Origin of the sequence: Micromonospora sp. CPCC 206171 (assembly GCF_036906755.1) — a bacterium.
Classification (GTDB): Bacteria; Actinomycetota; Actinomycetes; order Mycobacteriales; family Micromonosporaceae; genus Micromonospora; species Micromonospora purpureochromogenes.
Window position 1 is genome coordinate 36,717 of record NZ_JBAKHT010000005.1, and the last position, 22,909, is coordinate 59,625.

The 22,909-nt window shown below is 70.5% G+C and carries 24 protein-coding genes; 19 read left to right on the forward strand and 5 right to left on the reverse strand.

All coding sequences use genetic code 11. The features are described 5' to 3' along the window. Window positions 1–30 precede the first annotated feature (30 nt). From nadD to V6U89_RS08590, 5 genes are all read left to right on the forward strand, one after another. Window positions 31–627, forward strand: a complete 597-nt coding sequence (gene nadD / locus V6U89_RS08570; RefSeq protein ID WP_238450563.1) for a nicotinate-nucleotide adenylyltransferase — start codon at window positions 31–33, stop codon at window positions 625–627. Between the two features lie 110 nt (window positions 628–737). Further along, complete coding sequence (gene rsfS, locus V6U89_RS08575) at window positions 738–1,148, forward strand: ribosome silencing factor (protein ID WP_334570189.1); 411 nt, start codon at window positions 738–740, stop codon at window positions 1,146–1,148. Further along, window positions 1,145–1,774 (forward strand): histidine phosphatase family protein, encoded by a 630-nt coding sequence (locus tag V6U89_RS08580; RefSeq protein ID WP_334570190.1) that lies wholly within the window; start codon window positions 1,145–1,147, stop codon window positions 1,772–1,774. The genes rsfS and V6U89_RS08580 overlap by 4 nt, the downstream gene beginning before the upstream one ends. A gap of 48 nt (window positions 1,775–1,822) precedes the next feature. Beyond that, window positions 1,823–2,671, forward strand: coding sequence for a DegV family protein (locus V6U89_RS08585; protein WP_334570191.1), 849 nt, complete (start codon window positions 1,823–1,825; stop codon window positions 2,669–2,671). Between the two features lie 63 nt (window positions 2,672–2,734). After that, entirely contained in the window at window positions 2,735–3,496 is a 762-nt protein-coding gene (locus V6U89_RS08590; protein ID WP_334570192.1) for an SDR family NAD(P)-dependent oxidoreductase, read from the forward strand. 54 nt (window positions 3,497–3,550) lie between these two features. On the opposite strand, the gene V6U89_RS08595 is transcribed toward V6U89_RS08590, so the two are convergent. Next, window positions 3,551–3,919, reverse strand: a complete 369-nt coding sequence (locus tag V6U89_RS08595) for a hypothetical protein (RefSeq protein WP_442933891.1) — start codon at window positions 3,917–3,919, stop codon at window positions 3,551–3,553. Between the two features lie 191 nt (window positions 3,920–4,110). Between V6U89_RS08595 and V6U89_RS08600 the strand changes: the two genes are divergently transcribed. The 3 genes from V6U89_RS08600 to V6U89_RS08610 all read left to right on the forward strand — a co-directional run bounded on the left by V6U89_RS08600 (window position 4,111) and on the right by V6U89_RS08610 (window position 7,680). After that, window positions 4,111–4,878 carry a DUF5753 domain-containing protein gene (locus tag V6U89_RS08600; protein WP_334570193.1) on the forward strand — a complete coding sequence of 256 codons (768 nt, stop codon included), beginning with the start codon at window positions 4,111–4,113 and terminating at the stop codon, window positions 4,876–4,878. Beyond that, complete coding sequence (locus V6U89_RS08605) at window positions 4,875–5,069, forward strand: DUF397 domain-containing protein (protein WP_334570195.1); 195 nt, start codon at window positions 4,875–4,877, stop codon at window positions 5,067–5,069. Before V6U89_RS08600 ends, V6U89_RS08605 begins: the two co-directional genes overlap by 4 nt. A 187-nt stretch (window positions 5,070–5,256) precedes the next feature. Then, the gene (locus V6U89_RS08610; protein WP_334570196.1) at window positions 5,257–7,680 is read left to right on the forward strand and encodes a hypothetical protein; all 2,424 of its coding nucleotides are present in this window, start codon (window positions 5,257–5,259) and stop codon (window positions 7,678–7,680) included. A 148-nt stretch (window positions 7,681–7,828) separates the two neighbouring features. On the opposite strand, the gene V6U89_RS08615 is transcribed toward V6U89_RS08610, so the two are convergent. Together V6U89_RS08615 and V6U89_RS08620 are read right to left on the reverse strand one after the other, a co-directional pair. Beyond that, on the reverse strand, window positions 7,829–7,975 hold the full coding sequence (locus V6U89_RS08615; protein WP_334570197.1) for a hypothetical protein: 147 nt from the start codon (window positions 7,973–7,975) through the stop codon (window positions 7,829–7,831). 699 nt (window positions 7,976–8,674) lie between these two features. Beyond that, entirely contained in the window at window positions 8,675–9,229 is a 555-nt protein-coding gene (locus V6U89_RS08620; RefSeq protein ID WP_334570198.1) for a hypothetical protein, read from the reverse strand. 283 nt (window positions 9,230–9,512) lie between these two features. Here V6U89_RS08620 and V6U89_RS08625 point away from each other — a divergent pair, with 283 nt between their 5' ends. The 4 genes from V6U89_RS08625 to V6U89_RS08640 all read left to right on the forward strand — a co-directional run bounded on the left by V6U89_RS08625 (window position 9,513) and on the right by V6U89_RS08640 (window position 14,455). Next, window positions 9,513–10,451 (forward strand): helix-hairpin-helix domain-containing protein, encoded by a 939-nt coding sequence (locus tag V6U89_RS08625; RefSeq protein WP_334570199.1) that lies wholly within the window; start codon window positions 9,513–9,515, stop codon window positions 10,449–10,451. Between the two features lie 8 nt (window positions 10,452–10,459). Then, the gene (locus tag V6U89_RS08630) at window positions 10,460–12,862 is read left to right on the forward strand and encodes a ComEC/Rec2 family competence protein (RefSeq protein ID WP_442933895.1); all 2,403 of its coding nucleotides are present in this window, start codon (window positions 10,460–10,462) and stop codon (window positions 12,860–12,862) included. A 142-nt stretch (window positions 12,863–13,004) separates the two neighbouring features. Then, a complete protein-coding gene (gene holA, locus V6U89_RS08635; protein ID WP_334570407.1) occupies window positions 13,005–13,985 on the forward strand; it encodes a DNA polymerase III subunit delta in 981 nt (326 codons plus the stop codon). Then, on the forward strand, window positions 13,982–14,455 hold the full coding sequence (locus V6U89_RS08640; RefSeq protein ID WP_334570203.1) for a hypothetical protein: 474 nt from the start codon (window positions 13,982–13,984) through the stop codon (window positions 14,453–14,455). Before holA ends, V6U89_RS08640 begins: the two co-directional genes overlap by 4 nt. 196 nt (window positions 14,456–14,651) lie before the next feature. On the opposite strand, the gene rpsT is transcribed toward V6U89_RS08640, so the two are convergent. Further along, the gene (gene rpsT / locus V6U89_RS08645; protein WP_334570204.1) at window positions 14,652–14,918 is read right to left on the reverse strand and encodes a 30S ribosomal protein S20; all 267 of its coding nucleotides are present in this window, start codon (window positions 14,916–14,918) and stop codon (window positions 14,652–14,654) included. Between the two features lie 113 nt (window positions 14,919–15,031). Further along, window positions 15,032–16,039: a phosphotransferase gene (locus tag V6U89_RS08650; protein WP_334570205.1), complete on the reverse strand. Its 1,008-nt coding sequence runs from the start codon at window positions 16,037–16,039 to the stop codon at window positions 15,032–15,034. A 103-nt stretch (window positions 16,040–16,142) separates the two neighbouring features. Here V6U89_RS08650 and V6U89_RS08655 point away from each other — a divergent pair, with 103 nt between their 5' ends. From V6U89_RS08655 to V6U89_RS08685, 7 genes are all read left to right on the forward strand, one after another. Continuing rightward, on the forward strand, window positions 16,143–16,745 hold the full coding sequence (locus tag V6U89_RS08655; protein ID WP_334570408.1) for a DUF4240 domain-containing protein: 603 nt from the start codon (window positions 16,143–16,145) through the stop codon (window positions 16,743–16,745). Continuing rightward, window positions 16,742–17,278, forward strand: a complete 537-nt coding sequence (locus V6U89_RS08660; protein WP_334570207.1) for a DUF4240 domain-containing protein — start codon at window positions 16,742–16,744, stop codon at window positions 17,276–17,278. The genes V6U89_RS08655 and V6U89_RS08660 overlap by 4 nt, the downstream gene beginning before the upstream one ends. A 152-nt stretch (window positions 17,279–17,430) precedes the next feature. Then, the gene (gene lepA / locus V6U89_RS08665; RefSeq protein ID WP_334570208.1) at window positions 17,431–19,308 is read left to right on the forward strand and encodes a translation elongation factor 4; all 1,878 of its coding nucleotides are present in this window, start codon (window positions 17,431–17,433) and stop codon (window positions 19,306–19,308) included. A 293-nt stretch (window positions 19,309–19,601) separates the two neighbouring features. Continuing rightward, the gene (locus tag V6U89_RS08670) at window positions 19,602–19,889 is read left to right on the forward strand and encodes a GlsB/YeaQ/YmgE family stress response membrane protein (RefSeq protein ID WP_210778207.1); all 288 of its coding nucleotides are present in this window, start codon (window positions 19,602–19,604) and stop codon (window positions 19,887–19,889) included. 254 nt (window positions 19,890–20,143) lie between these two features. Further along, window positions 20,144–20,431, forward strand: a complete 288-nt coding sequence (locus V6U89_RS08675) for a GlsB/YeaQ/YmgE family stress response membrane protein (protein WP_334570210.1) — start codon at window positions 20,144–20,146, stop codon at window positions 20,429–20,431. 196 nt (window positions 20,432–20,627) lie between these two features. Continuing rightward, window positions 20,628–21,917, forward strand: a complete 1,290-nt coding sequence (locus tag V6U89_RS08680) for a sugar ABC transporter substrate-binding protein (RefSeq protein WP_334570212.1) — start codon at window positions 20,628–20,630, stop codon at window positions 21,915–21,917. After that, window positions 21,914–22,900, forward strand: a complete 987-nt coding sequence (locus V6U89_RS08685) for a carbohydrate ABC transporter permease (protein WP_334570213.1) — start codon at window positions 21,914–21,916, stop codon at window positions 22,898–22,900. The genes V6U89_RS08680 and V6U89_RS08685 overlap by 4 nt, the downstream gene beginning before the upstream one ends. Window positions 22,901–22,909 lie beyond the last annotated feature (9 nt).

Sequence of the window (22,909 nt, forward strand, 5' to 3'; positions counted from 1 at the left end):
CGCCGGCCGTCCCCGGCCTACGATCGTCGGGTGGAGGAAGACATCCGGCGGATCGGGATCATGGGCGGCACCTTCGACCCGATCCACCACGGGCACCTGGTGGCGGCGAGCGAGGTGGCCGACCGGTTCGGCCTGGACGAGGTGGTCTTCGTCCCGACCGGTCAGCCGTGGCAGAAGGCGGACGAGCCGGTCAGCCCCGCCGAGGACCGCTACCTGATGACGGTGATCGCCACCGCCTCCAACCCGCGGTTCCAGGTCAGCCGGGTGGACATCGACCGCAGTGGTCCCACCTACACCGTCGACACCCTGCGCGACCTGCACGCCGAGTACGGCCCGAAGGTGCAGCTCTACTTCATCACCGGCGCGGACGCGCTGGAGAAGATCCTCTCCTGGAAGGACCTGGACGAGATCTTCGAGCTGGCCCACTTCATCGGGGTGACCCGCCCCGGGTTCGAGCTCACCGACAAGCACCTGCCCGCCGACACGGTGAGCCTGGTGCAGGTCCCGGCGATGGCGATCTCCTCCACCGACTGCCGCGAGCGGGTGGCCCGGGGGGAGCCGGTCTGGTACCTGCTGCCGGACGGTGTGGTGCAGTACATCGCGAAACGCCGGCTCTACCAGCGGTAACTGCGGCTGGTATGTGAGCATCTGTCCGGATAATCGACCAGAACTGACAAGTCGTCGCGCCCCCGGGTATGAGACGCTTGGAGGGTCGTACGGTTGATCGAAGGAGAACGGTGACAGTTTCCGAACGCGCTCACGAGCTGGCGATGGCCGCCGCCCAGGCTGCGGCCGACAAGAAGGCGCAGGACATCGTCATCATCGACGTGGGCGACCAGCTCGCCATCACCGACGCGTTCGTCCTCGCCGCCGCCCCCAACGAGCGTCAGGTGCTGGCCATCGTCGACGCCATCGAGGAGCGGCTGCTCGAGCTGCCGGAGAAGGCCAAGCCGGTGCGCCGCGAGGGCGAGCGGGGCGGCCGCTGGGTGCTGCTCGACTACGTCGACATCGTCGTGCACGTGCAGCACACCGAGGAGCGGGAGTTCTACGCCCTCGACCGGCTCTGGAAGGACTGCCCCCAGATCCCGTTCGTGGATCGGGACCTGGTCGAGGCGGACGCCTCCGCCGGCACCGCCACCGCGGAATGACCCGCCTGATCGTCTGGCGGCACGGCAACACCGACTGGAACGCCACCAGCCGCGTACAGGGGCAGACCGATGTGGCGCTGAACGACCTGGGCCGCGAGCAGGCGCGCATCGCCGCGCCGCTGCTCGCGGCCCTGCGTCCGGACGCCATCGTCGCCTCCGACCTCAGCCGGGCCACCGCCACCGCCGCCGCGCTCGCCGCGCTCACCGGCCTTCCGGTACGCGCCGACGCCCGGCTGCGCGAGCGCCACTTCGGCCGCTGGCAGGGCCTGGCCCTCACCGACGCCGCCGCCCGCTTCCCTGAGGAGTACGCGCGCTGGCGGGCCGGCGACCCGGACCCGGGCGCGGAGATCGAGACCCTCGACGACCTCGGCAAGCGGGTCGGCGCGGCGCTCCAGGACGCGGCCGACCTCGTGCCCGGCGGCACCGTCGTGGTGGCCACCCACGGCGGCGCGGCCCGGCAGGGCGTCGGTCACCTGCTCGGCTGGGAGCACACCGTGCTGCGCACCATCGGCTCCCTGGCCAACTGCCACTGGACCGAGCTGCGCCACGACGACGTCCGGGGCTGGCACCTGCGCGCCCACAATGTCGGGCTGATCACCCGGCCGGCACCCGGCGAACCGGTCTGAGCCATCCGCCCCAGGCATCCGGCCGCGACATCGGCTAGCGTGCCGGGCATGCCCGTCGCGGTCGTCACCGACTCCACCGCCTACCTCCCGCCCGAGCTGGTGCGCGCGCACCGGCTCACCGTGGTGCCCCTGACCGTCGTGCTCAACGGCGCGGAGGGGCTGGAGGGGATCGAGACCTTCCCCGCCGACGCCACCCGGGTGCTCGGCGGCCGGCGGGTCTCGGTCAGCACCTCCCGCCCCGCTCCGGAGCAGTTCGCGCGGACGTACCGGGAACTGCTCGACGGTGGCGCGGACGCCGTGCTGTCGGTGCACCTGTCGGCGGAACTCTCCGGCACCGTCGATGCGGCCCGGCTGGCCGCCGCCGAGCTGGGCGACCGGGTCGAGGTGGTCGACAGCCGCGCCACCGGCATGGGCCTGGGCTTCCCGGTGCTCGCCGCCGCCACGGCCGCCGCGGCCGGCGCCGACCTTCCCGGAGTACGGCAGGCCGCCCTCGACACCGTCAACCGCACCACCATCTACTTCTACGTCGACACGCTGGAGTTCCTCCGCCGGGGCGGCCGGATCAACGCGGCCGAGGCGCTGCTCGGCACCGCCCTCTCGGTCAAGCCGATCATGCACATGCCGGACGGCGCGATCGTGGTCCGGGACAAGGTGCGCACCGCCAGCCGGGGCGTGGCCCGCCTGGTCGACCTGGCGGTCGAGGCGGCCGGCGACGCCGAGGTGGACCTCGGGGTGCACCACCTCGCCGCGCCGCAGCGGGCCGAACAGCTCCTCGAAGCGCTCACCGAGCGGCTCGGCGACCGGCTGCACGACACGTACGTCTCCGAGGCCGGCGCGGTGGTCGCCGCCCACGCCGGGCCGGGCCTGGCCAGCGTGGTCGTGCACCGCCGCCCCTGATCCGTCACCCTGAACCTGGGAGCCCGCCTTCCGATCGGGGCGGGCGCTGGGCGGGGGAGGGGCATGTCCTACGTGGTGACCGGCGGTGGCCGAGGTGTCGGCCGTGGCGTGACGGAACGACTGCTCGACACCGGCGGCACGGTGGTGGTCGTCGAGCGGGACCCGGACGCGCTGGCGTGGCTGCCGGCGCACCCCGCCGCCGACCGGCTGGTGCCGGTGGTCGGCGACGCGGCGGACGAAGCAGTCGCCGCACACGCCGCCGACCTGGCCGAGCGGGCCGCGCCGCTGGCCGGCTGGGTCAACAACGCGGCGGTGTTCCGGGACGCCTCGGTGCACTCCGCGCCGCCGGCTCAGGTGTGGGACCTCATCGGACTGAACGTGCGCCCGGCCCTGGTCGGCGCGACGACGGCGGTGCGCCGGTTCCTCGCCGCCGGCACCGGCGGCGCGATCGTCAACGTCTCGTCCCACCAGGCCAGCCGGCCAGTGCCGGGCTGCCTGCCGTACGCCACGGCCAAGGCGGCGGTCGAGGGGCTGACCCGGGCGCTGGCCGTGGAGTACGGGCCCCGGGGAGTGCGGACGAACGCGGTCGCGCTCGGCTCGATTCACACCGAGCGGCATGCGGCGTTCCTGGCCGAACGGGAGCCCGCCGAGGCGGAGTGGATTGAGGCGGAGCTGGCCCGGCTGCATCCGGTCGGCCGGGCCGGTCGCGTCGAGGAGGTGGCGGAGGCGGTGGTGTATCTGCTCTCGGCGACCTTCGTGAACGGGGTGACGTTGCCGGTCGACGGGGGACGGGCGGTGCTGGGGCTGGACCCGGAGGCCCGCTGACCCTCGCCGGGCCGGCCCCGGCCGACGTCGTGCGCCGCGCCTGAGCGTCCGCCGTCAGCGGTCACGTGGAGCAGCGCGAACCGACGGCGCGGCGCGCCTGGCCGGGGCTCTGGACAGCCAGCGCACGCCGTTCAGCAGCACGAACAGCTCCCGCTTCGCCACCGCCGTTCCGCGCGCGTCCAGCTCGTAACCCTCGATCCATGACCAGCCGTGGTACGGATGCCGGTCGGTCAGCTCGCGGATCACCCGCACCACGATCGGTCGGCTGAACTGCACGCTCGCAGCGCGAGTCAGGTGCAGCAGGTCGCCGGTCCGGAACGTCGGCGGGGGCCGCGATCCGGCCGGCGGCGTCGACCGGCTGGACCAGCGCGAATCCGGGATGCGGTTGTGGGGCCGCCGCCCCGACTTCTTCTCTTCCGGCACATCGCTCTCCGCAATCGAGGTCGGGCGGGGCCGCCTCGCCTCCCCTCCGAGGCGGCCCCCACGAACGCGGTCGCCGGGCTTCGCCTCCACCAACCACGCCGTTTCGACCAGCCTTGCCGCTCGTGATGGGATGAATACACTGCGTTGCACTATCCTTTTCAGACGTTTGGATCGTTCCGGGGAGGCTGTGGATGAACCACGCGGTCATCGAAGCGATGTCGGCGGCGGGCGAGACGGCGGACAGCCTCGCTGCTCAGATCGGGGTCGATCCGAAGACGGCAGCCAAGTGGGCGAACCCGGGACGGATCCCACAGACGCGCCACCGAGCCCAGGTCGCCGCGATCCTTGGGCGCGAGATGGAGGACCTTTGGCCGGACGTACTCAAACGTCGGGAACCAACCTGGTTGCGTGCGTGGGTCGACTGGGAACGCGAGGCGATCGCGCTGCGGTGGTTCGAGTTGGCGTGGGTACCGGGCCTGTTCCAGACCCAGGCTTACGCGCAAGCGACGCTGGCCGGCGAGGCGCTGACCGCGGATGAGGTGGACCAACTCGTCGCCGCGCGCATCAGCCGGCAGGCCGTCCTGCGACGTGAGCGCCCGCCCCTGCTCATCGCCGTCGTCGATGAGGCGGTGTTGTACCGCTCGGCATATGGAGACGCCGCGCTCATGGCCGACCAGCTCCGCTACCTGATCGAGTGCGCCGCGCTGCCCTCCGTGCAGATCCACGTCGTGCCGAGAGGCGTCGGCATGTACGCCGGGCTCGGCGGACCGATCATCCTGGCCGACCTGCCCAACGGGCTACGGGTGGCGCATGTGGACGGCCAGGCTCGTGCGCAGATCATCGAGCAGGGGCCGGAAATTGCTACCCTCGAACGACGGTGGGCGCGCATTGTGGGTGAGGCTCTACCTCGGGCCCAGTCCCTCGACCTCATCAAGAAAGCGGCAGCATCATGGACATGACCGGCGCGCGGTGGCGCAAGAGCACGAAGAGCGGCAACAACGGTGGCTCGTGCGTCGAGGTCGCCGACAATCTCCCGGGCGTCGTCCTCGTGCGGGACACGAAGGACCGCGACGGCGGCACGCTGGCCTTCGAGCCGGCCTCCTGGCAGCGCTTCGTCGGCCTGGCGAAGGCGATCGGCCCGCTGAGCTGAGTTCGACACGGCAGCGGCCCCGGTCACCCCGTCACTGGTGGCCGGACCATTTGGTGCATGAAGGCCGGCTTTCCGCCCTAGGAGATACCGGCGGCGACAGGCCCGTCCGTCGGTCGGGGCGCTGCCGTGTGTGTCGGAAATCTGATCGATCGATCGAGCTGCAAGCCAACATCCATACTCTGTGAAGATGTCGGAGCCTCTCACGGACGATCAGCTCATCGAGCGGCACTCAGACGAAACGTTCAGGGTCGCTCTCAACCGCCTGCTCGACCTGCGTGCGTTGGTGGAGGAGTGCATAATCTCGGCGGACTACAAGGTCACGCAGCCGATGTATGACCCATTGGAGTTGACCGAGGAAGGTCAGCGTCTCGTTGAGAAGCTCAGGCAACGCGGCGGCATCCCTTATCCGCAGGCTCGGTTCATTTGCTTCCTGCAGATGCTTCAAGTTGATCTTCTGATTGATCCCGTTGCCACCGACATAGACCGCCTAGTTGATGTTCTATCGGAGCAAGTCAAGAACCTTCAAATCCGGTATCCATACACGTATGGCAGACTGTTGTATGACAAGGTCCATGACTTGGGTCTGAACGGCAAGAACCGGATATCCCACAAGGAAACGTTAGAGTTGCTCAATGGTACACCGCAAGGTGTATTTCAGGTCGGCGGATTCATTGTTGGGCCTTTCGGAATCATGCAGACAGAGCACCGTAGATCCTGCGGACCACATTTGGTTGCTGGGTATCATTGCCCTGACTTGACTTGCAACACCCTGCACTACCACGCGCTGGAAACCTCACGCGACGCGCCGATAAACGAAAGCCTTGAAACGGCCGGGAGAATTATTCGCAAAGAATACCCTGCCGCCAGCGACTGGCAGGGCTACTTCGCGAAGCTGTCGATCTATCCGGCGAATCCGTACGACGACTTTTCGGGCGACCCGCTGGTCTATCTTATCGGAGATGCGCTGTCGCTTGATGAGCTCCGTAAATTGGTGGCGCATCTACTGGATAGTACGAACGGAAAGCTGCGCGGCGTACTGAGGGAAAAGACCGGACTAGGAGGTCCGGCTGTAAGCATCGCGGGACAGCTAGGACCTGCAGAGCTGGTACAGATCGCCCTTACCGCATCCAACAAAGATCTTTTCTCTGCCCTCGACGCGCTGGTCGCATCGGGCCAGATTGAGGTGCCTGCCGGAGAAGTCCGGCGAGCCGTCGTGAACAGGTGGAAGGAGGGCGCGTTTGACTTGCGGGCGGAGCTGAGCCGGTTTGGTGTACGACTTCAGCCAGATGACGCATCGCTTGGCCCCCTAAGGCTTAGGCGGCTGGTCCGGCAAATGTATCGGTTCGATAGTGAAGAAGATCGGCTGGATCTCGCCTGGCACTTGCAGGTTCGTAGCGAAGGAACCGAGACGCTTGATGCCGTCGTGGAGCAGTACCTCCAGTCAAGTACGCCGAGGCAAGCGGTCACTACGCTACTTCTCGCTAGGAGAAGTAACTTCATCGTGACCGCAGAGAAGCTGATGCTCAACGAGAAGGTTCTTTTTACCGATGACGAGCGAGTGAATGCAGTTCTCTGGAAGCTAGGCTTCTCGGTGGAAGACCTTCTAGATCCACATGCGCGGTTCTGGGCCCTCCACGAAAGGATGCTATCTTTAACTCGTCAGAGTGTCATCAATCCGCTAGGGCCGGACGAGGAACAGATTCGCAGCCAGGCGGTCAATTACTTTGTCGCACTGGAAGATTTGCTGAAGGACGCATTGCTTTTTGCAACATGGGCACTGACGACAGATCACTTCTCGGCTGGTAAGCCCTTCCTCTATCGCCCGAACCTCGAAAAAGAGATGGCATTACGTGCCCTGAAGGAGCGCGCGGATCTCGATACTGACACGGATGGGCGCCCTCGGCTCAGCATCGACGACAAAATGACGCTGTACCCTTTGACGAGAGGGTTCGGGCTCCTGGCCGATGTACTTCGCTCGCTGCAGGTACGGGAGAAGGAATTTCTGCGTGAAGAGAGCAGAATCCCGGTCTGGATTAAGTCCCAAACGCTGCAGCGATTCCCGTTCACTCATACGATTCCCTTCCTGGATCTGCTGCCCGATGGCCAATCAGACATTTTGGATAGCCTGCAGGAGATATCTAGAAGGCTGGTCGGCGCGGACGTTAGTGAGGCGCGGAACGAATGGCTGCATCCAAGACGACGAGGGCAGAACATGGAGCAACTCCGAGCAAGCCTCGACGCCGTGAGAGATGCGGTAGCGATTCTGCAGGACAAGGGTCTTTCCCGCCAGGTTTACAGGTTCGTAAGACGCGAACTAGACGAGGCGGGCCGCTCTACGGTCGTTCTCGTGGATAGCCGCGGCCAGGAGCATGTGCTTTTCCGGCCGTCGGGACTTGCATGGCTCGGCCTTCCGCGACTCCAGAGGCCGCAGCACATCATGGTGTCGGCGAAGTTCTCCGAACCAAGCGAAGTGCTCAGATTTGCGACGCAGGAAGACTCGCCCTATGCGCGCCTTTGGATGGACTTCCCCCTTCGGCCGCGGAAGGCAACCGATCCGGGCACTGCTCACCTTTACGTCGGGAAGCCCATACCATCGCAGCGGGAACCGTAACGTGCGCCTACCAGCCGAAGTCCCTGACCCTGCCGACGGAGGTGTGGTGTCCAACTATCGGCCGGTGACCTTACCCAGCCACGCATGGCGAGGGCGGTGTATGACGCTGTGACAGGGCTGCTCGGCGTTAAATAGGTGGGACGGTCTATCAGGCGACCTGGGGAATCTCGAAGGTGGCGAACAGGTCCCCGTCAGGGTCTAGCAGTACCTCGGTGAGCACAGACTGCGGGGGAACCTGGGCGAGCAGCTCCGCCAGCGCGGTGCCAGCGACCGGCGGCTCACCGTGCTGACCCAAACCCAGGGGAGTCCCTTACAACCCTCAATGGTGATCCTTCCTAAGCAGCGAGCGTCCCGAGCTACCGGCGGTTGATCCTTTTCACCAGGAGCCAACCCAAACCGCCGATGAGCACGCCCGACAACACGACGCACACGGCCATGTGCCACAGCTTGAGTGCAACCATGGCGCGGACCGTACACCTACCCGGCGAGGTTCAGGACTTGGCGCAGCCTCCGGGTAGTGATCCCGAGGGCGGAAGCCAATCGCTCCCGGTTGGCCATTGCCCGGGGCCGCAACGCATCTGGATAGCCGACGTTCTCCGGGGCAGTCCCCGGTTTCCGGCCTGCCTCGGGCGTCCTGACCCTGCCCTTTGAGGGCTCCGCCGACCGCCTGCACAAAAAGATGACCGAGGCAAGCCGGATGCGCCCAGGATGGACATGTCCCCTACCTCGAGTGCGGCTCTATGTACAGATGGCGGCGCTACCCGCAGCTTCGTGAACCTGGCGAAGTCGATCGGCCCAGTGAGCTGACTTCGACACGGACGGCGAGCCCCGGCCACTCCGATGGGGTGCCGGGGCTTTGCGTTGCCCGGATTCACGGCTGATCACCGATTCCGGGTCTCATCGGGCCGGAGCGGGCAGTTCCACGCGGGCGACGACGCGGAGATCCGCCGCCCCGCACAGCCACCGGGCGATTCTCCGGTGACCGTCGAGAGAGTTATGAAGTGGCCCGTCCCGGCCGGAACTCCGGGCTGGCCTGCCGGCTTCCGAACAGCGCCCGCACCACGGGAGCGATGAAGACGGCTGACGCGATGGTCAGCAACATGGCCATAGGTGCTACGTGCTCCGTCTGCCACTCGGCATCGCCCGCGGTGACAACCGTCTGATCGACGCCGAGGATGTCCACCGACGACGGCAGCAGCGAGGCCGGGTACCACAGCGGCGCGTACGAATACGGCAGGCCGACGCCATCGTTGAGCGTCCAGTAACCGAACCCGTCGTAGATCAACGCACTGTCGACGACGACCGCCACATCGCAGGCAATCAGGGCCGCGACGCCCAGCAGCACGACGGCACCCCTGCTGTGCCCCCACCTCGCCAGCCGGTTCGCCAGGAATGCGCCCATGCCGATGAGCGCCGCCCAGACGCCGGCGGTGAGCGCCTCGATGGGCAGGTACTCGGCACGCAGTCCGTGCGCGAACAGCACCAGGAGCCGCACTACGGCGATCCACAACAGGCCGAGCCGCTTGGCCATCGACCAGGTTGAACCCATGCCGCGAGGCTACGGTAGATCGACTCTGGTCCTGAAGCAGAAATTCTGGCGGCGGGACGACTTCGCCAACCGAGTCCCGGGCCGAGCGGGGCTGGGGCCCTGCTGCGGCGGGCCGATCGACGGGGGACGGGCGGTGCCAGGCCTCGACCCGAGGCCCGCTGGTCCGCGGGCTCCACATAGCACGACGTCGCATGATCAGGCCGTTGTCCACAGGGCTCCGCCTCGTCCACAGGTGGTGACCGTCGGCCGGTGGCGCGGGGCCTTTCCTTCCTAGCCTCGCCGCGTGTCACATGACGAGGAGACGATGGTGCGGCAGCGGCTGTTCCGGCTGGTCCCGGCGGTGCCGTCCGGGGGCGGGGCGGCGCATGTCCCGCCCGCCACACCGGCTCCGGCGTCCCAGTCCGACCCGGTCGCCGATTCGGCTGCTGCTTTCTCGCCCGGCCCGTCCACCGACCTCGCCACGCCGCCCCCGTCCGGCCGGCCGCGACGTTCGGCCCCGACGACATCGACTCCCTGGGCGGCCGTCGACGAGGCCGACACCGGGATGCCGCCACCCGACGAGGACGTTTCCACCGTCGCCCCGACGTCCCGGTTGCCTGGGCCCGGCGCCTTCGATCCGGGTCGTCGGGGAGTGCGGGCGCTGGCCGCCGTCGCGGTGGTCGTGGTGCTCGGGGCCGGCTTCTGGACCTGGCGGTCCCGGCCGCAGGCCGAGCCGGTCCGCCCGGTGGCGTCGGTGTCCGCCCCCGAGGTGTCCGCCGCCCCCGAGGCGACCGCGACCGGCTCCGGCGAGCTGGTCGTCGCGGTCGCCGGCAAGGTACGCCGCCCCGGCCTGGTGCGGGTGCCGGCCGGCGCGCGGGTCGCCGACGCGGTGCAGGCGGCCGGCGGCGCGCTCCCCGGCGTGGACGTGGCCCTGCTCAACCCGGCCCGCAAGGTGGCCGACGGCGAGCTGATCCTGGTCGGGGTCGCCGCGCCACCCGGCCAGCCCGGCGCCGCCGCGCCTCCGGCCGCCGGTGACCCGCCCGCACCAGGCGGCCTGGTCAACCTCAACACCGCGACGCTGGCCCAGCTCGACGGGCTGCCCGGGGTCGGTCCGGTGCTCGCCCAGCGCATCCTGACCCACCGCGACCAGCACGGCGGGTTCCGCTCGGTCGGTGACCTGCGCCAGGTCGAGGGCATCGGCGACGCCCGCTACGAGCAGCTCAAGGACCTGGTGACGGTGTGAGGTCGACAGTGGAGGGGGCTGGCGGCGCAACGAATCGTGGGACGACACCGGGCGTGGAGCCGGCCGACCACCCGCCCGACCTGCGGCTCGCCGGCCTGGCGGTGGCGGCGTGGCTGGCCGCGTTGGTCTGCCTGCACCTCACCGCGCCGTCGGCGGCGCTGCTCGCCGCCACCGCCGCGGGTCTCGCCGCCCTGGGCGCCGCACACCTGCTCGGCGTGCTCGGCCGTCCGGCCGGGCCCGTCCGCCGGTACGGCTGGATCGCCGTCGCGGTGCTGATCGGGGTGGTCTGCGGTGCCAGCGCCACCGCCGCCCGCCTGCACGTCCGCGACGCCGGCCCGCTGCGCGCCCTGGTCGACGAGCGGGTCCGGGTCACCGCCGAACTGGTGCTCCGCGACGATCCCCGCCCGATCCGCGGCGCTCCCGGTCGGCCGGCGACGCTGCTGGTGGCCACCGAGCTGACCAGACTCACCGACCCCGACGGCCGACGGGTGAGCGCTCCGGTACGGATGCTGGTGCTGGCCACCGACCCGGCCTGGCGCGGGCGGCTGCCGGGGCAGCGGCTCACCGCCGAGGGGCGGCTGACCGCGCCGCGTGGGGGAGACCTGACCGCCGCCGTGCTGATCGTGCCGGGCCCGCCGGTGGCGCACGGTCCACCGCCGTGGCTCCAGCGGGCCGCCGGTACGCTCCGCGCCGGTCTGCAACGGGCCTGCGCCCCGCTCCCCGACGACCAGGGCGGCCTGCTTCCCGGGCTGGTGGTAGGGGACACCAGCCGGTTGCCGGCCACCGTGGAGGAGGACTTCCGGGCCACCGGGATGACGCACCTCAACGCCGTCTCCGGCTCGAACGTGGCGATCGTGGTGGGCGCGGTGCTGCTGCTGGTCCGCTGGATGCGGGCCGGCCCGGGGGTGGCGGCGGTGCTCTGCGGGCTGGCCCTGGTCGGCTTCGTGATCCTGGTCCGCCCCTCGCCCAGCGTGGTACGGGCGGCGACCATGGGGGCGATCGGGCTGGCCGCGTTGGCCGCCGGGCGGCCCCGGGCGGCGCTGCCCGCGTTGAGCGCCGCGGTGGCGGTCCTGGTCCTGGTGGACCCGGATCTGGCCGGGGACGCCGGCTTCGCGCTCTCCGTACTGGCCACTGGCGGGCTGCTGCTGCTGGCGCCGAAATGGCGGGACGCCCTGCGGCGGCGGGGCGTACCGGCGGGGGTGGCCGAGGCGCTGGCCGTCCCGGCGGCGGCGCAGCTCGCGTGCGGGCCGGTGGTGGCCGGCATCTCCGGCACGGTCAGCCTGGTCGCGGTGCCGGCGAACCTGCTGGTGGTGCCCGCCATCGCGCCCGCCACGGTGCTCGGGGTGCTGGCCGCTGCCGTCTCACCGGTGTGGCCGGCCGGTGCGGAGTTCGCCGCCTGGCTGGCGAGCTGGCCGGCCTGGTGGCTGGTGACGGTCGCCCGGGTCGGCGCGCGGTTGCCGGCGGGCACGCTGCCCTGGCCCGGCGGGGTGCCGGGTGCGCTGCTGCTGGCAGCTTTGACCGTGGCGCTGCTGCTCGCCGCCCGACGGCCGGTGGTGCGCCGGCTGGTGGCGGTCGGCACCGCCGCGGTGATCCTCGGGACCCTGCCGGTACGCATCCTTGCCAGCGGGTGGCCGCCGGCCGGCTGGGTGATCGTCGGCTGCGCGGTGGGCCAGGGCGACGCGCTGGTGCTGCCGGTGGCGGCCGGTCGGGCCGTGGTGGTCGACGCCGGCCCGGAACCGTCCGTCGTTGACGGCTGCCTGCGCCGGCTCGGCGTACGGGAGGTGTCGCTGCTGGTGGTGAGCCACTTCCACGCCGACCACGTGGGCGGTGTCGCCGGGGTCTTCCGGGGACGGCGCGTGGTCGAGGTGCGCACCCCCGGGCTCGCCGAGCCGGCGGCCGGGCGGGCGCTCGTCGCGGCGGCCGGCGCTGTTGTTCTCCGGGCTACCGAGGCTGGTTGGTCGTACCGGGCGGGTGGTGTGGAGCTGGTGGCGCTCGGTCCGCCGTACCCGCTGCACGGCACCCGGTCCGACCCGAACAACAACTCGCTGGTGCTGCGCGCCACGGTGGCCGGGGTTCGCATCCTGCTCGCCGGGGACGCCGAGACCGAGGAGCAGCGCGCCCTGCTGGACCGGGTGCCGCCTGACGGCCTGCGGGCCGAGGTGCTCAAGGTCGCCCATCACGGCAGCGCGTACCAGGATCCGGCGTTCCTCGACGCGGTCCGGCCCGCCGTCGCGCTGGTCGAGGTCGGCGTCGACAACGACTACGGGCACCCCAGCCCGTCGCTGCTGGCCCGGCTGGCTCGTAGCGGCGTGCGGGTGCTGCGTACCGACACGGACGGGGACGTGGCGGTGGTGACCGGCCGGCAGGGCTTGGCGGTGGTGACGCGGGGTGTTGCGCCGGGACGGCGGTGACCGGGTCGAGGGGGTCGCCGGATCGAGACGCATTGTGAGGGTGAGCCCGCATTAACGTAAATGTCTGGATTTGCGCTGAGTGCGGGGTCGGCCGTCACAGCCGCCGCTGACCAGGCACGATCCCGCAGTGGACCGTGCCAAGATGGGCGGCGTGACCGCCGCCAACCTTCCTCCCATTCTGCTCGTCCTCGGAGACGAGGAGCTGCTCGCCACGCGCGCGGTGACGGAAGCGGTGGCGAAGGTCCGCAGCGTCGACCCCGACGTCGACGTCCGGGAGTACCAGGCCGCGTCTCTCACCGTCGGCGAGATCGACGAGATGCTCAGCCCCTCGCTCTTCGGCGGGCGGCGGGTGCTGGTGCTCCGGGCCGGCCAGGACGCCCGGAAGGATCTCGCGGCCGCGCTGCTCGCGTACGCGAAGAACCCCGACCCGGACGTCCAGCTGGTGGTGCTGCACCTGGGCGGGGCGAAGGGCAAGGCGTTCGCCGACGGGCTGAAGGCCGCCGGCGCCACCGTGGTCCCCGCGATGAAGCTCAAGGGCCACCGGGAACGGGTGGCGTTCGTCCGGGACGAGATCCGCCGCAGCGGTGGGAAGTGCACCGAGGACGCCGCCGAGGCGCTGATCGCCGCCGTCGGCGGGGACCTGCGGGACCTGGCCGCCGCCTGCTCCCAGCTGATCGCCGACACCGACGGTCGGATCGGCGCCGACACCGTGGCCCGGTACTACCGGGGCCGGGTCGAGGTGACCGGCTTCACGGTTGCCGACGCGACGATGGTCGGCGACGTCCCGGGGGCACTGGAGGCGCTGCGCTGGGCCCTGCACGTCGGGGTCGACCCGGTGCCGATCGCCGACGCCCTCGCCGACGGGGTGCGCACCGTGGCCCGGGTCGCCGCTGCCGGCCGGGGCGACCCGTACCAGCTCGCCAGCACCCTCGGCATGCCCGCCTGGAAGATCAAGAACGCGCAGCAACGGGCCCGGGGCTGGACCCCGGAGGGCCTGGTCGAGGCGATGCGGGCGGCCGCCGAGTGCAACGCGGCGGTCAAGGGCGGCGCGGACGACCGGGCGTACGCGCTGGAGAAGGCGGTCTTCTCCGTCGCGGCCGCCCGGCGGGGCGGCGCCCGGTGACCGGCCCCACCCGGACGGCGTGGAGCACCGTGCCCGGCGAGGACGAGCGGTACCGCCCGCTCTACGCCCGGGCGCTCGGACTGCGCGTCGTCAACCCGGGTGGGGTGCTCTGCTTCCTCTTCTTCGAAGGCGCGGTGGCGCTCGCCGTGCTGCTCGCCCTGGCCGAGCTGGTGAGTTGGTGGGCGGTGGTGGTGCTGCCCGCCGCCGTGGCCCTGATGGTCAAGCTCAACGACATGGTGGCCGAGCGGGTCGTCCGCTCCGCGGCGCTCGTGCCGGAGCAGGAACGGGACCGGTTCCGGCGGCAGATGGAGCCGGTCGTCGGGCGAGCGCGGGTGCCTCGGACCCTGCCCGGCATGGTGGTCGCCACCGAGCAGCCCGGTGCTCCCGCCTGGCGATGCGGCACGTCGGACCGGCCGTGGGGAGCGCACGGACCCGCCGGCTCGACCGGCGATTCCGTCGACCGGTCCTGACCCGCCGCCGGTCGCCCGCGACCACGATCAACTCCAGGTATGCGACATGGCGGTGTCGCGGTGATCCGGATGCCGCCATATCGGCGGAATGGAGTCGATCACCGACGGCCGGCCGGGCGCGGGAGGTGCCGGAGGGCGGACAGCCTGAAGCCCCGGGCGTCGCCCGGGGCTTCAGGTCAGGTCTGGGGTCGCTCGGTCAGGCCGAGAGCGAGCCGACGCGCTTCGCGATCGCCGACTTCCGGTTGGCCGCCTGGTTGGCGTGGATGACGCCCTTGCTGGCGGCCTGGTCCAGCTTGCGGGCCGCGTCACGCATGAGAACGGTGGCCTTCTCGGCGTCACCGGCCTCCGCAGCCTCGTGGAACTTCCGGATGGCGGTCTTCAGCGACGACTTGACCGACTTGTTACGCAGCCGGCGCTTCTCGTTCTGCCGGTTGCGCTTGATCTGGGACTTGATGTTCGCCACGCGACAGCCTCGTCTTGATAGCTCGGTTTGGTCTGCTTCTGCGCGCGACAAGCAGGCGTCATCGCTGCGCGAAGAGCCAGGTTACCAGGTCGGCCGGGACGAGCCAAAACGACTCAGCTCCAGCCCTGCCGAACAGCCAGCCAGCGCAGCGCCTGCTCCCCGCTGAACCGCTGGTGCGCCCCCAGGTGCGGGGAGACCGCCGGCGCGGGATGCGGGACGGGTGGGGCCGGTGGTGGGCCGGCGGCGGCGGAGGTGAGGTAGTAGCCGGCCAGGGCGGCCAGCGTCACGTCGAGGGCGTCCGGCGGGGCGCCGGCCGCGGCCGGCTGGCCGGCGAAGATCGCGTCCACCGGCAGCCCGTCGGCGTACCCGGTGATCAGCAGGCCGGCCAGGTCGAACCAGGCGGGGCCGTGGCAGATCCAGTTCCAGTCGCAGAACCAGGCCCGGCCGTCGGCGTCGAGCAGCACGTTGTCCACCCGCAGGTCGCCGTGGACCAGGCCGCGGCCGGCGGCGGCGTACCCGGGCAGCCGGGACTCCAGCGCGACCAGCTCGGGCAGGCGGCCGTGCGCGGCGGCCGGCATCGGTGGCGCCGGTTCGCGTCCGGCGCCCACCTCGCCCCACCACAGGATGTCGTCGCGGGCCAGGTCGGCCAGGCGGGGCAGGCCGAGGGCGACCAGCTCGGCGGGCGGGTCGGCCAGCGCGGCGGCCAGCTCGGCGTACCCGGCGAGGACGGCGTCCAGCTCGGTCCGGTCCCAGGGCAGCCGGGGCGTGCGGCCGTCGACGGCGTCCAGGGCGAGCGCGTACCAGCCGGACGCGGTCAGCGCCCAGCGTGGGCGGGGGACCGGCAGGCCGGCCGGGAGCCGGGCGAGGACCGCCGCCTCCCGGGCGTACCAGTCGGCCAGGTGCCGCTGGTGGGTCAGGTCGGCGGCCTTGACGAAGATCCGGCCGCCGTCCGCGCCGGTCAGCAGGGCGGCGAACCCGCCGGTGAAGCCCGCTGTCGCGGTACGCGCCGACACCACCGGCGCGCCGAGCCGGTCCGCCACCGCGGCGCGCAGCCCGGCGGGCAGCGCCGACCAGTCCGGCCGGACGGCGGTGGCGTGGTACGGCACCGGCAGCGCGGGCACGCCCACCATGCTGCCCTGCCGGTGCGCCCCCGCCCAGCCGCGCGGCCACCTGGCCTGTCCCGGCTTCCTGTCGTACCGCGCTGGCAGCATCCGCCCGGTGCGCATGGACGAGTTCTGGGCGTTGATCGAGCGGTCCGCCGCCGTCACCGCCAGCGGAGACGAGCGGTTGGCCTGGCTCACCGACCGGCTGGCCGAGCGGCCCGCCGGCGAGGCGGTGGACTTCGCCGTCCGGCTCGACGAGCTGCGGGGCCGGGTGGACACCTGGCGGCACTGGGGCGCGGCGCTGCTGATCTGCGGCGGCCTCTGCTCCGACGACGGCTTCCACTACTTCCAGGCCTGGCTGGTCGGGCTCGGCCGGGCGGCCTTCGAGCGGGTCGCCGACGATCCGGACGCGCTCGCCGACGTCCCGCAGGTGCGTCGCCTGGCCGGGCGGCACCCGCGCGAGTGGGCGGAGGACGAGTGGCCGGAGTGGGAGTGCCTGGACTACGTCGCGGACGAGGCGTACGAGCGGGTCACCGGCGAGGAGGGACTGGACGAGGCCGTCGAGGCCCGGGGGCGGGAGCTGAGCTCTTCGCCCGAGCCCGCCGACGAGCGGTGGGACCTCGGCGACCGGGCCGAACTGGCCCGCCGGTACCCGCGACTCGCCGCCATGTTCCCGCTGCCGGATCGCGGCCGGGAGCTGGTCTGGGAGACTGCCAGGCCATGAGGACCGACGACTTCTGGCAGCTGATCGACGAGGCGCGGGCCGGTGGCGGGGGAGAGGGCGACGCGGTCGCCGCCCGCGCGGTCGCCCTGCTGGCCGAGCGGGACCCGGAGGACATCGTCGGGTACGCGCGCCACCAGCAGCGGGTGCTCTCCGCCTCCTACCGGGTCGATCTCTGGGGCGCGGCCTACCTGATCAACGGGGGCGCCTCGGACGACGGTTTCGAGTACTTCCGGGGCTGGCTGATGACCCAGGGTCGGGCGGTGTTCGCCCGGGCGGTGGGCGACCCGGACTCCCTGGCGGAGCTGCCCCGGGTGCGGGCCGCCGCGCTCAGCGGCGAGGAGTTCGAGTGCGAGGACATGCTCGCGGTGCCGTGGGAGGCGTACCGGAAGGCGACCGCGACCGAGTTGCCGGCGGAGCGGGACCCGGTCGCGGTGCCCGACCTGAACGACTTCTGGGACTTTGACGACGAGGACGAGGCCCGGCGACGGCTGCCCCGGCTGGCGGCGCTCTTCGTCGAGCCGCCCGAGGAGTGAGCTGGTCCGGCCGGGGAAGGCCGGGGGTGGACCGCCCGGCGGTGAGCCGCGGCACCCAGGTGTGATCGGACCGCGTCCCGAGCGACGTGGGAGCATAGAGGGGGCCGGCGGCGCGCCGGCCCGCTCACGTCAGCCGACCAGAACGGACCGCTGTGCCACCGAAGCTCGATCCCGGCGCGAACGCTCCTGGTGCCACCGACCCGGCGCGCATCCGGAACTTCTGCATCATCGCTCACATCGACCACGGGAAGTCGACCCTGGCCGACCGGATGTTGCAGCTCACCGGCGTGGTCGACCCCCGGCAGATGCGCGCGCAGTACCTCGACCGGATGGACATCGAGCGCGAGCGCGGCATCACCATCAAGAGCCAGGCCGTCCGCATGCCGTGGACCATCCGCGAGGGCGACCGGGCCGGCGAGCAGGCCGTGCTCAACATGATCGACACCCCGGGCCACGTCGACTTCACCTACGAGGTGTCCCGTTCGCTGGCCGCCTGCGAGGGCGCCGTCCTGCTGGTCGACGCCGCGCAGGGCATCGAGGCGCAGACGCTGGCCAACCTCTACCTGGCGCTCGAGAACGACCTGCACATCATCCCGGTGCTCAACAAGATCGACCTGCCGGCCGCCCAGCCGGAGAAGTACGCCGAGGAGCTGGCCCACCTGATCGGTGGCGACCCGGCGGACTGCATCAAGGTCTCCGGCAAGACCGGCGAGGGCGTGCCGTACCTGCTCGACGAGATCGTCCGGCAGTTCAAGCCGCCGGTCGGCAACGCCGAGGCGCCCGCCCGAGCGATGATCTTCGACTCGGTGTACGACGTCTACCGGGGTGTGGTCACCTACGTCCGGGTGATCGACGGGCGGATCAGCGCGCGCGACCGGATCAAGATGATGTCCACCGCCGCGGTGCACGAGCTGCTGGAGATCGGCGTCATCTCGCCGGAGATGGTGAAGGCCGACGCCCTGGGCGTCGGCGAGGTGGGTTACCTGATCACCGGTGTGAAGGACGTCCGGCAGTCCCGGGTCGGTGACACGGTCACCATCAACTCGCGGCCGGCGACCGAGGCCCTGGGTGGCTACAAGGACCCGAAGCCGATGGTCTACTCGGGCCTCTACCCGATCGACGGCTCGGACTACCCCAACCTGCGTGAGGCGCTGGACAAGCTCAAGCTCAACGACGCCGCGCTCGACTACGAGCCGGAGACCTCGGGGGCACTCGGCTTCGGCTTCCGCTGCGGCTTCCTCGGCCTGCTGCACATGGAGATCATCCAGGAGCGGCTGGAGCGGGAGTACAACCTCGACCTGATCTCCACCGCGCCGAACGTGGTCTACCGGGCCATCACCGAGGACGGCCAGGAGATCGTGGTGACCAACCCGAGCGAGTACCCCACCGGCAAGATCGCCGAGGTGTACGAGCCGGTCGTGCGCGCCACCGTGCTGACCCCGAACGACTACGTGGGCGCGGTGATGGAGCTGTGCCAGGGTCGCCGGGGCAGCCTGCTCGGCATGGACTACCTCTCCGCCGACCGGGTGGAGCTGCGCTACACGCTGCCCCTCGCCGAGATCATCTTCGACTTCTTCGACCAGTTGAAGAGCCGCACCAAGGGCTACGCCTCGTTGGACTACGAGCCCTCCGGCGAGCAGGCGTCCGATCTGGTCAAGGTCGACATCCTGCTGCACGGCGAGCCGGTGGACGCGTTCAGCGCGATCGTGCACAAGGACAAGGCGTACAACTACGGGGTCACCATCGCGGCCAAGCTGCGCAACCTGATCCCGCGCCAGCAGTTCGAGGTGCCGATCCAGGCCGCCATCGGCAGCCGGGTGATCGCGCGGGAGACCATCCGGGCGATCCGCAAGGACGTGCTCGCCAAGTGCTACGGCGGTGACATCAGCCGTAAGCGCAAGCTGCTGGAGAAGCAGAAGGAAGGCAAGAAGCGGATGAAGATGGTCGGCCGGGTGGAGGTCCCCCAGGAGGCCTTCATCGCCGCCCTCTCCTCCGACTCCGGCGACGCCAAGGCGCCCGGCAAGAAGTAGCGCGACGGCTGACGGCCGGCATCCTCCTGCGGGGGTGCCGGCCGTTTCGCGTGCGCCCGCCGGGCCGTACCCGGGAATTTTCGGTGGCCGCCGCGGCCCCATTCGGTGCGAGCCCATGCGGTCTGAGCTGGGAGTTTGTCGTGCTGGGCGGCAATCGACGCGGGGGTTGCGGATCGACGGGGGGCGACAGCCGTTTCGCTGAGTCGGTTTGGATTTTCGGACGGTCGGGAATCTAGCGGTCACGACAGGAACCACACACACCGTGTGACTCAATCTTCAGAAGGAGGGCGACCGTGGAGCTCACCGTTTGGGGCATCATCACCGCGATCGTTGTTGGTCTCATCGTCGGCGCTCTTGGCCGCCTGGTCGTGCCGGGCCGTCAGAACATGCCGATCTGGCTGCACATGCTGATCGGTATCGGCGCGGCCCTGCTGGGCACCGTGCTGGCGCGGGCCATGGGCATCGCGACCGAGACCGCCGGCATCGACTGGATGGAACTGCTGGTGCAGGTCGTGCTGGCCGCCATCGCCGTGGCCCTGGTGGCCGGCGTGGGTCGTCGCCGCAGCGTCACCCACCGGTAGATCCAGCACAGCGCACGCTCAGCGGGCGCCCGTACCCCTCGGGGGCGGGCGCCCGCTCGCGTCTGCGCCCGGAATCCCGGCCGACGCCTGTCGGCCGGCGACGGCGACGGCGACGGCTGCGAGGAAAGCGCAGGTCACGGCGGGTCTCGACCGGATCGTTCCCGGAGCCGGTTTGGGGAATCGCGAGATCGGGAACCTATCGATCACGCCAAGAATCACACATCGTGTGTCATACCTTCCGAAGGAGGACGGTCGTGGAGCTCACCGTCTGGGGCATCATCACCGCCATCGTCGTCGGCCTCATCGTCGGCGCGCTGGGCCGCCTGGTCGTGCCGGGCCGTCAGAACATGCCGATCTGGCTGCACATGCTGATCGGTATCGGCGCGGCCCTGCTGGGCACCGTGCTGGCGCGGGCCATGGGCATCGCGACCGAGACCGCCGGCATCGACTGGATGGAACTGCTGGTGCAGGTCGTGCTGGCCGCCATCGCCGTGGCCCTGGTGGCCGGCGTGGGTCGTCGCCGCAGCGTCACCCACCAGTAAGCAGCGACAACGCTCTTCGACGGGCGCCCGACCCCAGGGTCGGGCGCCCGTCCGCGTACCCGGAGCGGGTCTGCTGCCCGACCGGCCGGCTGCGGTACCGTCGCCTCGCCCGGAACCCACCCCTGTCGTAAAGGAATTTTTCCTACTAGGGTGCGGCAGAGAAGGTTACTGCCAGACGGTGCGAGGGAGAAGTGGCGTGAACAGGTGGAAGCGGCTGGCTCCGGTCACCGCCGTCGTGGCCTCGGCCGCGATGGTGCTCGCCGGTTGCGGGGGCTCCGGCGACGACGAGGCGGCCGACAAGAGCAAGCTCACGGTCTGGATGATGGGCGAGGGCAGCGACGCCCAGACGAAGTTCCTCGACGGCGTCGAGACCGAGTTCCGGCAGAAGCACCCCGACACCGACGTGGTCGTCCAGTACATCCCCTGGCTGGAGGCGCCGAAGAAGTTCCAGGCGGCGCTCGCCGGTGGTGAGGGGCCGGACGTCACCGAGCTGGGCAACACCGAGACCCAGGGCTGGGCGGCCCAGGAGGCGCTCGCCGACGTCACCGGCAAGATGTCCGGCTGGGCGGAGAGCAAGGACATCCTGCCCGACCTGGTGAAGAACGCCCAGCTCGACGGGAAGCAGTACGGCGTCCCGTGGTACGCCGGCGTCCGCGCCATCTACTACCGCACCGACTGGTTCGCCGAGGCCGGCGTGAAGACGCCGACGAACTGGGACGAGCTGGTCGCCGCCGCCAAGGCCGTGCAGGCCAAGAAGCCGGGCACCTACGGCATCGCGCTGCCGGGCAACTCCGAGCTGCCCTTCTACTCGTTCCTCTGGGGCGCCGGCGGCGAGATCGCCACCAACCAGGGCGGCACCTGGAAGTCCGGCTACCACACACCGGAGGCGCAGAAGGCGGTCAAGTTCTGGACCGACCTGGTCACCGTGCACAAGGTCGCGCCGCCGGCCGCCGCCGGCTGGAACGAGATCGACGCCCGCACCCAGTTCGCCACCGGCAAGGCGGCGATGGCCTTCGCCGGTAGCTGGCAGGGCGGCGCCATCAAGAAGGACAACCCCGACATCGAGAAGGTCTGGGGCACCTTCCCGATCCCCGGCCCGGACGGCAAGCCGGCCCCGGCGTTCGCCGGCGGCTCGGACATCGCCCTCTGGAAGGACAGCAAGAAGCAGGACCTGGCGTGGGACTACCTCACCGTCCTGCTGAACAAGAAGAACGCGAAGACCTTCGCCAGCAGCCTGAACTTCTTCCCGGTCTACTCCGACCAGGTCAGCGGCGGCGAGTACGCCAACGACAAGATCATGGCCGCGTTCGCCACCACCATGCAGAACACCAAGGTCACCCCGCTGACCCCGAAGTGGGTGGAGGTCAGCCGCACCAAGACGGTGACCCAGGCGATGAACAGCTCGGTCATGAAGGGCCAGAAGACGGTCGAGCAGGCCACCGCCGACGCCGCCGCCGAAATGGAAAGCATTCTCAACGCCAAGTGAGCACCCTGACCAAGAACACCGGGACTGCCGCCGTGCGGAAGACCTCCGCACGGCGGCGGCCCCGCGTGGACCGCCTGCCGTACCTGCTCCTGCTGCCCTGCCTGGTGGTCATCGGGGTGTTGCTGCTCTGGCCGCTCGGCCAGGTGGTGGCGATGTCGTTCTACAAGCTGGACAGCGTCCGGCAGCTTCGCGGCGACCGCGAGTGGCCGTGGGTGGGGCTGGGCAACTACACCCAGATCCTCGGCGACCCGTTCTTCCGTACGGTGCTGCGCAACACGGTGCTCTTCGCCGCCGCGAACGTGGTGCTGACGATGATCCTCGGCACCCTGGTCGGGCTGCTGCTCAACCGGCTCGGCCGGCGGATGGCCACCTTCGTGGCGAGCTGCGTCATGCTCGCCTGGGCCACCCCGGCGCTGACCGGCACCATCGTCTGGAAGTGGATCTTCGACGACACCAGCGGGCTGGTCACCTGGCTGTTCAACAAGCTGCCCGACGGGCTGTCGACCACGCTCTTCGGGCGCAGCGACTGGACCGGGTACGGCTGGTTCAACTCGCCGCTGCTCTTCTTCGCCATCCTCACCCTGGTGGTGGTCTGGCACTCGTTCCCGTTCATCGCGGTGAGCGTGCTCGCCGGGCTCAAGAGCGTGCCGAGCGAGCTGCACGAGGCGGCCCGGGTCGACGGGGCCGGGCCGTGGAAGGTGTTCTGGAAGATCACCTTCCCGTTGCTGCGGCCGGTCTTCGGGATCCTGATCGTGCTCAGCACCATCTGGGACTTCAAGGTCTTCACCCAGCAGTTCGTGCTGGCCGGCGGCACCCAGGACCGGCCGACGTTCATGCTCTCCATCTACTCGTACGCCGAGGCCTTCTCGCCGCCGCCCAAGTACGGCGTGGGCTCCGCGATCGCGGTCATCCTCACCCTGATCCTGCTGGTGGTGACCGGTCTCTACGTCCGGATGGTGCTCAAGCAGGAGGAGGACGCGTGAGGCGCGGCG

What these genes read in the sequence shown, in the direction of transcription:
- V6U89_RS08585 (WP_334570191.1), top strand. Translation starts at nt 1,823, where the DNA reads ATGCCCGTCGCGGTCGTCACCGACTCCACCGCCTACCTCCCGCCCGAG.
- V6U89_RS08660 (WP_334570207.1), top strand. Translation starts at nt 16,742, where the DNA reads ATGAGGACCGACGACTTCTGGCAGCTGATCGACGAGGCGCGGGCCGGT.
- V6U89_RS08600 (WP_334570193.1), top strand. Translation starts at nt 4,111, where the DNA reads ATGAACCACGCGGTCATCGAAGCGATGTCGGCGGCGGGCGAGACGGCG.
- V6U89_RS08605 (WP_334570195.1), top strand. Translation starts at nt 4,875, where the DNA reads ATGACCGGCGCGCGGTGGCGCAAGAGCACGAAGAGCGGCAACAACGGT.
- V6U89_RS08620 (WP_334570198.1), bottom strand. Translation starts at nt 9,229, where the DNA reads ATGGGTTCAACCTGGTCGATGGCCAAGCGGCTCGGCCTGTTGTGGATC.
- V6U89_RS08655 (WP_334570408.1), top strand. Translation starts at nt 16,143, where the DNA reads ATGGACGAGTTCTGGGCGTTGATCGAGCGGTCCGCCGCCGTCACCGCC.
- V6U89_RS08610 (WP_334570196.1), top strand. Translation starts at nt 5,257, where the DNA reads ATGTCGGAGCCTCTCACGGACGATCAGCTCATCGAGCGGCACTCAGAC.
- holA (WP_334570407.1), top strand. Translation starts at nt 13,005, where the DNA reads ATGGGCGGCGTGACCGCCGCCAACCTTCCTCCCATTCTGCTCGTCCTC.
- V6U89_RS08590 (WP_334570192.1), top strand. Translation starts at nt 2,735, where the DNA reads ATGTCCTACGTGGTGACCGGCGGTGGCCGAGGTGTCGGCCGTGGCGTG.
- V6U89_RS08580 (WP_334570190.1), top strand. Translation starts at nt 1,145, where the DNA reads ATGACCCGCCTGATCGTCTGGCGGCACGGCAACACCGACTGGAACGCC.